This is a genomic window from Jiella flava, from assembly GCF_017349315.1.
GTDB lineage: Bacteria > Pseudomonadota > Alphaproteobacteria > Rhizobiales > Rhizobiaceae > Jiella > Jiella flava.
In genome coordinates this window covers 1-9,965 of sequence record NZ_JAFMPP010000027.1, presented here as the reverse complement: position 1 = coordinate 9,965, position 9,965 = coordinate 1, and the positions used below count along the sequence as shown (strand labels likewise).

Genomic DNA, 9,965 nt, shown 5'->3' with positions numbered 1-9,965 from the left:
GCTGATGAGATGGAAGAGCAGTTGGCCGCCGGACTGGGCGAAAGGGAGATAGCCAAGTTCGTCGAGCACGACGAAGTCGAGCCGGGTCATATGATCGGCGATGCGGCCCTGGCGGCCGGCGCGGGTCGTCAACGCGGCGTTTCCGGACGCGGTAAACCCGATTCTCGCCACAGCGGGGCTCGCGCCTCTGGCGGGCATCGGCAACGTCGCCAATATCGTACCCGCTTTGACCTTCGGGGTGGCGCAACTGACCGGCCTCCCACCGGAGACGGTGCGGGTGCGGCTCGTCGCGCAGCATTATTTCAGCCATCTCGTCCCGCGCACCGGCCATGCCGGTCACGGCGCCTATCATCTTCATGCCAGTGACCCGCGCGACGGCGCGACGATCCTGGTCGATCATGCCGCCCTCTTCAAGCTTCTCGGCGGCCCGTTGAAACGCCTCGGCGGCGTCGCCGGACAGTTGCTGACGGCCGCCTCGGCCAGCCGGGTCATGGCCGGACTCTGCGAGGCCGAGCCCGTGGCCGCCCATGTTCCCGGGCCTAACGGCCTGCCGGGCGGCTATCCCGCGCTGGTGAGCCGGAACGGGATCGAGCTCGACCTGCCGCCGGGGCTCTCCCGGCAGGAGGCCATTGCCATCAACGAGACCTGTCAGGCTGCCGACGGCATCGAGCGCATCGATGCGGATGGCACCGCCTGGTTCGCCGAGCGGGAAATGGCCGTGATGCGCCAGATGCTGGGCTACGACGTGCGCTCGATGGCCCTGTCGGAATGCGCCGGACAGGCCCGCGAACTCGCCGCCGCATACGCGGCCTTCAAGGCCGGCCCGTTTCACCCGAACCTGGAGGAAGCGGCATGAGCCTAGCTGAATCCATCCATCCGCCCGTCGATGCCGCGGTTCCAAGGGTCGAACGACAGTATGGCAAGAGCTTCGTCGAACGCTGGGACGATCTGATCGACTGGCGCGTGCGAAGCGCCGGCGAGGGAGCGTTCTTTCGCGACCGCCTCGCCGGTATCGGGGCTAGGCGCGTGCTTGATACGGCGACCGGCACCGGCTTTCACGCCATCGACTTCGCCAAGGCCGGCTATGACGTCACCGCCATCGACCTCGTTCCTTCCATGGTGGCGAGGGCGCGCTCGAATGCGGCTCAGCATGGCGCCGTCATAGCGGCTTTCGCCTGCGACTGGCGAAACCTTGCCGATTGCGTGAGCGGACCGTTCGACGCGCTCGTCTGCCTCGGATCGTCCTTCCCTCATCTTGTCGATGCAAGCGAGCGCGCCGTGGTGCTGCGGACGTTCCGCTCGATTCTGCGCCCCGGCGGCCTGCTGATGCTCGACCATCGCAACTTCGATGCGATCCGGGCAGGGCACTACGCCAACACGGCACGTCTCTACTATGGCGGCGGCAACGTCGCGGTTTCCGCCGCCAGCGCGGCGGGGCTATGCACATTCACCTACGACTTTCGCGACGGGGCACGCTTCCAGCTCCGCGTCGCCGACATTCCAACCGAAACGATGCGCCGGGAAATCGCCGTCGCCGGCTTTGGTCCGGTCGAGACCTACGGCGATTTTAGGCCCGTCTTCGACCCGATGGATGTCGGGTTTCTCATCCACATCGCTCAAGCTGAGTAGGACAGCATCATGACCGATCTGACTTTACCGGCGCCGCCGCCTTCGGCCCGTCTGATCCCGTTCGTCGTGACCTTGTGCCTGACGTCCTTCGTGGCCGCCACCTATGGTTTCGGCATGTATCTGTTCGCCGCGCTCCTGCCGGACATCCGCCAGACGCTCAGCTTCGACTATGGCGTTGCCGGTGTCATCACCGGCAGCGCACAGGCGGGCTTCATGGTGTTTGCGCTTCTCGGCGCGTTCCTCGCCCATCGCATCGGCGGCGCCGCCGTGGCGCTGCTGTCGGCCGCCCTGTGCGCCGCCTGTCTTCTGGCCGTCCCCGCCATCGCCAACATCGTCGTCGTCGGCGCGCTTCTGACGGTTCTGGGAGGAACCGCGGCTTCGGCCTATGTGCCGATCGTCGAACTGGTGGCACGCAGCGTGCCCTACAGCCATCGCGGCAAGGCCCTCGGGCTGATTTCCAGCGGTACCAGCTACGGCGTCTTCATCAACGGCCTTCTGGTGCCCGTCTTCCTGGCGAACGGCAACTGGCAGGGGGTCTACATCACCGTCGGCCTGATCACCTGCGGCTTCGTCGCGATCGCGCTCCTGGCCTTCCAGCGCGCCGGGCTGTTTACCACAAAGAGTTCTGAGTCCCCGTCCCAGCCGGGCGAGGCGGCGGCGGGCGGGGGCTTCATCAGGAGCTTTGCCTCGGCCGAACCCTGGGTGCTGATGATCTGGGCGATCACCTTCCTTAATGGCTTCACCACCCTGCCCTTCCAAAGCTTCCTCAGCCCCTATCTGCGCGACGAGCTGGGGATTGGCGTGGAACTCACCGGCCAGGTCTGGACCCTGATCGGCTTCATCGGAATGTTCTCGGGCTTTCTCATCGGATCGCTGGCCGACAAGATCGGGATCCGCTGGACGCTGGCCCTGACCTATGCCCTGGTGATCGTGGCATGCGGTCTGCTGATCCTGGTTCCCCGCCAGTGGACGATTTTGTTCTCGGGCGTCGCCTTCGCCCTGGCTTTCTATCCCATCTTCGGCCTCGTGCCGGGCTATATCGCCAAGATGCCGAGCCGACTTTCCGGCACCCAGATCTTTTCCGTCGCCAACGTCACGCTAGGGGTCGGTGGGATAATCGGCAATCTGGCCGGCGGCACGAGCCAGACGATCACGCAGACCTTCGTGCCGGTCTATGTCGTGATTGCCGCCATGTCGGTCCTCTCGGTCCTCCTGGCGATCAGCCTCCCCAAGGAACGCGAGGAGATCTCGGCAAGCTGAACCGGAGAGGCGGCCGCGCCACCTGCGAGGCCGCCTTGCCATGGCAAGTGTGGAGCCGCCGCGGCATGCAGTCTTGCATGCGCCGCGACCGGCGGCGCGGAGCATCGGGCTTCGCCCGGGACGAGCGGAGAGCGGAATTTGAGAACATCCGTATGGTTCCCATTCGATGGGGATGATGCCATAATCGTTGAAACCTGGAGTTACAGAACCGAAGACTCTAAGCATCACGATTGGCGAGCTTTGGCGATGCGACTGCCCCCGATGAACGCGCTGAAGGCATTCGAAGCGGTCTCGCGCCATTTGAGTATCACCAAGGCCTCGCAGGAGCTGAATGTCAGTCCCGGCGCGATCAGCCAGCAGATCAAGCTTCTGGAAGATCATTTCCAGAAGCCGCTCTTCATCCGCGGACCCCGCGCCTTGTCGCTCACCACCGACGGCGCCGAATTCGCCTCCGTGGTTCAAAGCGCTCTGACGCGGATCGCCCAGGCGAGCGAAAGCTTGCAGTCGACGAAGGCCTCGCGCTATCTGACGATCTCGGTGACCCCGTCCTTCGGCGTCCGCTGGCTCATCCCCAAGCTGGGCAACTTCCATGCCCGGCATCCCAAGATATCCGTCGCCGTCGACGCCCAGTCGAGGCTGGTCGACTTCGCGGCGGACAAGGTCGACGCCGCGATCCGCTATGGCAGCGGCCAGTATGACGGTCTCCAGGTCAGCGAATTGCATCAGGCCGAACTCGTCGTCGTCGCCAGTCCCGACTACATCCTTCGCTGCGGCCACTTCGAAGGGCTCGACAGCATCGACGGTCACCGACTGATCCACTATGCCCCCGCCAATGAGCATCTGAGCCAGTTGCATCCGGGATGGCCTGAAAGTCTCGGCCTGGAGCCGAGCACGCTGGAGGGGCGCAGCGTTTTCTATCCGGAAATGCACATGGTCGCCGCGGCCGCCATTTATGGTCAGGGGCTCGCCCTGATGGAGCGGATTCTGGTAGAGCATGATCTGCGGACAGGCGCGCTCGCCCTGGCCAGCAATCTGCGTTTCGAAAGCCGGGGCAATTACTACTTCGTGACGCCGCGACGCGCCTACAAGGAGCGAGAGTTGTCGATCTTCGAGCGATGGCTGCGGGAGACCATGACGCCCGACGTTGCGGCCGTCACGATCGCGCCGCAGGCCCCCCTCGCGCAGCAGGCCAGCCACTAACCGGCAAGCCCCGATCCGCACGGGTTGCCGAGAGGCCGGAAGCGGGCCAGCGACCGCTCCGCCGACCGGGATCGCCCTCCCACCGAACGTCACCCTGACGCAGCCTTCGCGCGCTCGCGGTCAGGCGGCCGTGGCACCGCCTTCCCCTGATCCGACCCCGACGGCACGGATCGAAGGGAACATCCGGCGTCCCTCGGCTTAGAAAAGCTCTACGACGTTTCAGGAATTCGACATGGGCTCGGCGGACGGTTGCCCGTAGATTTGCGGGACTTTCCCAACCGATTGGAACGGCCATGCTCGACCATCCCTCACCGCCGGCGCCGCGAACAGCGGCGATCATGGCAGGCAGTCGAGGAATCGGCGGCGCCATCACCGAAGCGCTGGCCGCGAACGGAACGTTGGTTCACACCTTCTCGCGGTCCGGCACGGCTCCGGTGCTCCAGCCCGGCGCCGTTCATTTCGCCGGCGACCTCTCCTCGGCGGACGACATTCGCGCCTTCGCGAAAAGAGTCGAAGAGGTTTCCCCGCAGCTCGACATTCTCGTCAACAACAGCGGACACGCCCCCGCCAGCGCCTTCGACGAGCTGGAAGACGCCGACTGGCAGGCCGGTTTCGAGCTGCTCTTCCTGTCGGTCGTGCGGACCACGCAATGCTTCCTGCCCCTGCTTCGCCGGGCGTCTTCAGGCGCGGTGATCGTCAACGTCTCGACCTTTGCGGCCTTGCAGCCGGATCTCGACTTTCCCGTCTCCTCGGTCCTGCGCCTCGCCCTGACCAATTACGCCAAGGCCTACGCCACGGTGCATGCGGGCGAAGGCATTCGTATGCTCAACGTCCTTCCCGGTTTCGTTGACAGCTATCCGATGAAAGCCGGGCGACTCGCTCGCATTCCCTCGCACCGCTATGCCAACGCCCGGGAGTTCGGCGGCGCGGTCGCGACGCTCGCCAGCCCGGAACTGAGTTATCTGACCGGCACGGACATTCTGATCGACGGCGGGCTGGTGGCCGCTGGCGGCCGCCTCTTCGATGTCGAGGCACTGACCGCCACGGCCTGACGGGGGCCGCCCGGGTGGGCGACAAGATCCCACGTTTCGATCCGGGCGGGTCTGCGTCACTCACGCAGCACCGGCGGGCCAGCGATGACAGAGACGACGTCCCGACGATCATGTCGCGATCCCGTCCTTCGAAACGCTCAATCGTCGCGCGGGCGTAAGCCTATCGCGGTTTCCCTTTCTTCAATCACATCGGACGAGGTCCATGGCTCTGCAAGACACGGCTCCGGCGCCAAAGCCGACTCTTCGCCATCTTCCCTATGCGGTCCTGGGCCTATCGGTGCTGGCTCTGTCCTGCGGTTCGATCATGATCAAGGCGGCCGACGCGCCGGCGAGCGTGATCGCGCTGTGGCGTGTGGCGGTCGCGGCCCTCGTGGTCGTCCCCTTGGTTCTCACGACTCGGCAACGCGAGCTGACCTCCCTGCACGGCCGTGCGATCCTGCGCTGCGTCGTCGCCGGCGTCTTTCTGGCGGTGCACTTCCTCCTGTGGACGGCGAGCCTCAAGCTGACCACGGTGGCCAACAGCGTGATGCTCGCCAATACGAGCCCGATCTGGATCATGCTCATCGCTATGGCCACGGGCGGCCAGCGGCTGACCCGCGTGACGGGGTTCAGCCTTCTGGCCTGCATGACCGGTGCCGTCCTCGTCTCCTGGCAAGGCTTGGCGCTCGGCGGCGAAACGCTGATGGGCGACGGGCTGGCGCTTCTGGCGGGGATTGCGCTTGCGGGATATCTGCTTCTCGGCGCCCGTGCCGTCTCGGAGATGTCGACGCCCATCTACATGACCCTGACCTATCCGAGCGCCGCCGTCATCCTGGCCTCGATCGCTCTGCTCAATGGCGATCCGCTGTCGGGTTTCGATCCGCAGACCGTGTTGCTTCTGTGCCTGCTGGGCCTGGTGTCACAGCTCATCGGCCATGGTGGACCAAGCTGGGCTCTTAAATCCCTCACTCCCGGCTTCGTCAGCCAAGTGCTGCTCGCCGATCTCATCATCAGCCCGATCATGGCAATGGTCCTGTTTGCCGAGTATCTGACCCTTCCCACGGTTCTCGGCTGCGCGGCGATCCTGATCGGGCTCGTGGTCGGAGCGTCGGAAGCATCTCTCAAAGCCGAGACGCGCTGAGCGCTGCTCATAACGCACCGGCCCAAGAGCGACGGCGACATCCTCCCTGTCGTCGTCGCTCGTCATGCGTTGCCGGGCGGCTCGCGCAGGCTTGTGCGACACCTTTCGCCAGAGGTGCCGGTACGTCCGGCCGATCGCCGCCATACAGCTGGCAAAACCGAATGCAAGCCGTCCTCGTGGCTCCCCGCTTCTCGCGGGGCGATCGCTTTTCTCTCGCCCTCACTCGGCCACCCAAGTCCGGATGGGAAATCCAAAATATAAATGACAGTTTTTTGTTAGATATTCTAAAATCTCATCAGAATATATTCATTTCTATAAATATTAATTTCTTTAACATCGAAATTGTTATCAACATTCGGTGTAAATTCGATGAACACGAAAGAAAAAACTCCCGTCAAGCTCGATGAGATCCCTGCTCTCTCTACGCCCTTGATCGCGGGGATCCGTGATCTGACCCGCGATGACCGACGCCGCCTCCTCAAGCGCACGCCGCTTCGCACGGGCGCAAAATTCGGCTTTGCCATGTCGGCGATCACCGCCGGGCTCGCGGCGATCTTTCATCGCGAGGCCCTCTTCGGGACCGGAATGAATTCTCTCCTGCCTTTGGCGATCCTGATGGCCGGTCTGGGTCTGCTCTATGCGCACTTCACCGAACTGCAGCATGAACTCCTGCACGGTCACGGCTTCCGATCCAATCGCATCAACCGCGCCCTGGGGTTTTTCTCCGGCTTGTTCACGTTGAGTTCCTACTCCCATTATCGCTATCACCACCTGGCCCATCACCGTTTTCTGGGCACTGATCGCAACAGCGAGTTCTTCTCCTATCCAAAGCGCGGTCTCGACGGGGTCGGCAAGCTGGCGCTGGCCGCGCTCGATCCCTCGCGCTTTGCGACCGTCGCTCGTCGGATCGCCGGCACCGCCCTCGGCAAGCCGGTCCGGGACGTGGACGATCGGCAGATCGCAAGGCATGTGGCGCAAGAATACGCTGCCTACGGGCTGATCCTGGCCGCCGGCCTTTTCTATACCCTGGCAACCGGCGATGCCGTCCTGCTTCTCGCCTGGATCATTCCCATGGTCCTCGTCGCCGAGCCGGCGCATTTCCTCATCGAGCTACCCGAACATTTCGGGCTCGACGCCCATGGCACGCGGGACGTCCGGCTGAACACCCGTTCGATCGAAGCCTCACCGTTCCTGCGCTGGTTCACTAATGGCAACAATCTCCACACGGCTCATCATCTCATGGCCGGTGTGCCGATGGAGCGCTGCCCCGAGCTGCATCGTCTCACGCGGGACAGCTTCGGTGCGCTGGAGCCGTCCTATTTCGCCTTCTATCGCAAGGTCCTCGCTGGCGAAATTAAGCCACGGGACGAGACGCGGGCGACATTGAACTGAGACCCCCGCCACAGCCGCCCTTGCCTCACGACGGACTGCGTGGCCGGGCCAGACTGAACGGCACCCCCACGTTCCTGCTCATCTCATTTCTGGAGAACCCCCATGCTCGAGCGCGAAACCCTTATCGTTTCTGAGTCCGACATCGCCGCCATCATCGCATCCATCGGCATCGATCAGCTGATGGACGACACGATCGACGCCCTGCAGGCCGCCTTCTTCGAATTCGGCAACGGCGCCATCGAAATCCGGCAACGCACCGGCTTCGTCTATGACGCTCCGGAACCGGGCTTGGTCGAATTCATGCCGTCCATGCGCACCCGCCAGAGCGTTGCCATGAAGGTCGTCGGCTACCATCCGGGGAATCCGGTCAACCGGCAGCTCCCGACGATCCTGGCGACCAACAGTCTTTACGACACTACCAGCGGCCATTTGCGGGCTCTGGTCGACGGCACCTTCGCCACGGCGCTGCGCACCGGCGCGGCCTCCGCGGTGGCGAGCAGCATCCTCGCCGCGCCGCAAAGCCGTGTACTCGGGATCATCGGCACCGGCGCGCAGGCCGTCACCCAGGCTCACGCCCTGTCGCGGCGTTTCGTCTTCGCACAAGTTCTGATCCACGACACTAATGGCGATCACGCCCGGAGCTTTGCCGACCGGACCCCGTTCCTCCACGCGCCCGTCAGTATCGTGTCGAAGGCCGAGGTGTTAGCCCGCGCGGACATTCTTGTTCTAGCGACATCCAATCCCGTCGGTGCCCCGCCCGTGCTCGCAAACGGCCTGCATCAGCCGCATCTTCATATCAATGCGATCGGATCCGACATTCCCGGCAAGACCGAGCTGTCCGCCACCCTCCTCCAAACGGCTTTTGTGGCGCCGGACTACCGGATCCAGGCCCTCGTCGAGGGCGAATGCCAGCAACTGTCACCAGACGCGATTGGACCAGAGCTGCATGAACTCGTGAAGGCGCCGGAACGCTTTTGGGATCAGCAGCAGTGCTTCACTGTCTTCGACTCGACAGGCAATCCTCTGGAAGATCTTGTCGTCACCGAAACACTCGTCAGACACGCCGAATGCCTGGGCATCGGCCGCAAGATAACCATCGAGGCCGGTGTCTACGATCCTCTCGATCCTTACCGGTTCGACGCCGCCAGAGCCGTGGCGCGCGCCTCCTGAATACGCGTCAAAGCCCCTTTTTTCCGGATGCTCATGATACGCAGCCGGAACCGTTCAAAGAACCAATCAAGGTGGTGGGCGCGGTTCCGCCGCCGAGTGATTTCCTTCAAACCGGACTTCGAAACGATCATGTCATCTCGCCCAAATGTCGCATCTCAGCCCCTCCCCTCCCCGGTGCAACGCGAGGAATATACCCGGCACGCCGGCTCGTTGGTTCGACCTCGCCTCCACAATGTCCGTTTCGAGCAGGACAGGCTGGGATTCTGGATCTGGGTCAATCCCGATCTTGTCAGACTCGGCTTGCAGTCCCGAAGCCGCGAAGCCTTCTCGAGCTTTGCTGACAGCGAACGCGACGCCTGGAGAACCGCGAAGGGCTCAGTTGCGAGAACCGCGATCACTTCCAATCGTGTTTGATGATCGTCGAAGAGCAGGCGACGGGCGGTGCCAGAGCGTTCTCATGGATCGTGTGTCACCAATCCAACCTTCGGATGCTGGCCTTGCCGCAAAGTTTCACCGATTAACCCTTCAGTGAACCTGCCGACCGATTTTCTTGGCTCTCACAGATGAAGAGCCTTGCCATGGATCGTGTCCCATCACGTGGTGTAGCTGACGTATAGCGCGACAATCAGGATAAGAGGTCGTATTGCCTCACGAAGCGATGTTCCTCGGATGGGTTGACGTTGCCTCATCACAATATTCCCCGGTGCCTCACGGCCGACTGGACGCCGACGCAGGCGGGCTGCGGAGCGAAGCCTTTACGTTGAGCGCAGCGGAGCAGCCTGGCCTGCTGCCGGTTTCGTGGACACCGAGATAAGGTGTTTAACGGAACTGGAGAGTTGGAATGCAGAGAAGGAAGTTCAGCCGCGAGTTCAAGCTTGAGACAGTGAGGCTGGTGAAGGATCGGGGCGTTGCGGTTGCGCAGGCGGCCCGTGATCTGGATCTGCACGAGAATGTGCTGCGCAAATGGATCAGGGAGCTCGCTGGCGATCCGCAGCATGCCTTTCCCGGCCAGGGCCAGATGAAGCCGGAGCAGCAGGAGATTGACCGGCTGCGCAAGGAAGTGGCCAAGCTGAAGGCGGAGCGCGACATCCTAAAAAAGGCCGCAGCCTTCTTCGCGAGGGAAGCGATATGAGGTTCGCTTT

At 63.4% G+C, this 9,965-nt stretch carries 8 protein-coding genes and 2 pseudogenes; 9 read left to right on the top strand and 1 reads right to left on the bottom strand.

The window, feature by feature from the left end; translation table 11 throughout:
* Window positions 1–123 (bottom strand): annotated as a pseudogene (locus tag J1C48_RS18455) (ATP-binding protein); the annotation flags it as partial.
* Between the two features lie 115 nt (window positions 124–238).
* Here J1C48_RS18455 and J1C48_RS18450 point away from each other — a divergent pair.
* The 9 genes and pseudogenes from J1C48_RS18450 to J1C48_RS18410 form a co-directional block, all read left to right on the top strand.
* On the top strand, window positions 239–856 hold the full coding sequence (locus tag J1C48_RS18450; RefSeq protein WP_207259473.1) for a hypothetical protein: 618 nt from the start codon (window positions 239–241) through the stop codon (window positions 854–856).
* Window positions 853–1,629, top strand: a complete 777-nt coding sequence (locus J1C48_RS18445; protein WP_207259472.1) for a class I SAM-dependent methyltransferase — start codon at window positions 853–855, stop codon at window positions 1,627–1,629. Before J1C48_RS18450 ends, J1C48_RS18445 begins: the two co-directional genes overlap by 4 nt.
* Before the next feature lie 9 nt (window positions 1,630–1,638).
* Window positions 1,639–2,889, top strand: coding sequence for an MFS transporter (locus J1C48_RS18440; protein ID WP_207259471.1), 1,251 nt, complete (start codon window positions 1,639–1,641; stop codon window positions 2,887–2,889).
* A gap of 246 nt (window positions 2,890–3,135) precedes the next feature.
* Complete coding sequence (locus J1C48_RS18435; RefSeq protein ID WP_207259470.1) at window positions 3,136–4,089, top strand: LysR substrate-binding domain-containing protein; 954 nt, start codon at window positions 3,136–3,138, stop codon at window positions 4,087–4,089.
* Window positions 4,090–4,427: 338 nt separating this feature from the next.
* Complete coding sequence (locus tag J1C48_RS18430; protein ID WP_207259469.1) at window positions 4,428–5,141, top strand: SDR family oxidoreductase; 714 nt, start codon at window positions 4,428–4,430, stop codon at window positions 5,139–5,141.
* Between the two features lie 202 nt (window positions 5,142–5,343).
* Window positions 5,344–6,261, top strand: a complete 918-nt coding sequence (locus J1C48_RS18425) for a DMT family transporter (protein WP_207259468.1) — start codon at window positions 5,344–5,346, stop codon at window positions 6,259–6,261.
* Window positions 6,262–6,630: 369 nt separating this feature from the next.
* The gene (locus J1C48_RS18420; protein WP_207259467.1) at window positions 6,631–7,653 is read left to right on the top strand and encodes a fatty acid desaturase family protein; all 1,023 of its coding nucleotides are present in this window, start codon (window positions 6,631–6,633) and stop codon (window positions 7,651–7,653) included.
* Between the two features lie 102 nt (window positions 7,654–7,755).
* Window positions 7,756–8,823, top strand: a complete 1,068-nt coding sequence (locus J1C48_RS18415) for an ornithine cyclodeaminase family protein (RefSeq protein WP_207259466.1) — start codon at window positions 7,756–7,758, stop codon at window positions 8,821–8,823.
* A gap of 841 nt (window positions 8,824–9,664) precedes the next feature.
* Window positions 9,665–9,965, top strand: a pseudogene (locus J1C48_RS18410) (transposase); the annotation flags it as partial.

Coding starts and splice junctions, on each gene's coding strand:
- J1C48_RS18435 (WP_207259470.1), top strand. CDS start 3,136: ATGCGACTGCCCCCGATGAACGCGCTGAAGGCATTCGAAGCGGTCTCG.
- J1C48_RS18430 (WP_207259469.1), top strand. CDS start 4,428: ATGGCAGGCAGTCGAGGAATCGGCGGCGCCATCACCGAAGCGCTGGCC.
- J1C48_RS18440 (WP_207259471.1), top strand. CDS start 1,639: ATGACCGATCTGACTTTACCGGCGCCGCCGCCTTCGGCCCGTCTGATC.
- J1C48_RS18445 (WP_207259472.1), top strand. CDS start 853: ATGAGCCTAGCTGAATCCATCCATCCGCCCGTCGATGCCGCGGTTCCA.
- J1C48_RS18420 (WP_207259467.1), top strand. CDS start 6,631: ATGAACACGAAAGAAAAAACTCCCGTCAAGCTCGATGAGATCCCTGCT.
- J1C48_RS18425 (WP_207259468.1), top strand. CDS start 5,344: ATGGCTCTGCAAGACACGGCTCCGGCGCCAAAGCCGACTCTTCGCCAT.
- J1C48_RS18415 (WP_207259466.1), top strand. CDS start 7,756: ATGCTCGAGCGCGAAACCCTTATCGTTTCTGAGTCCGACATCGCCGCC.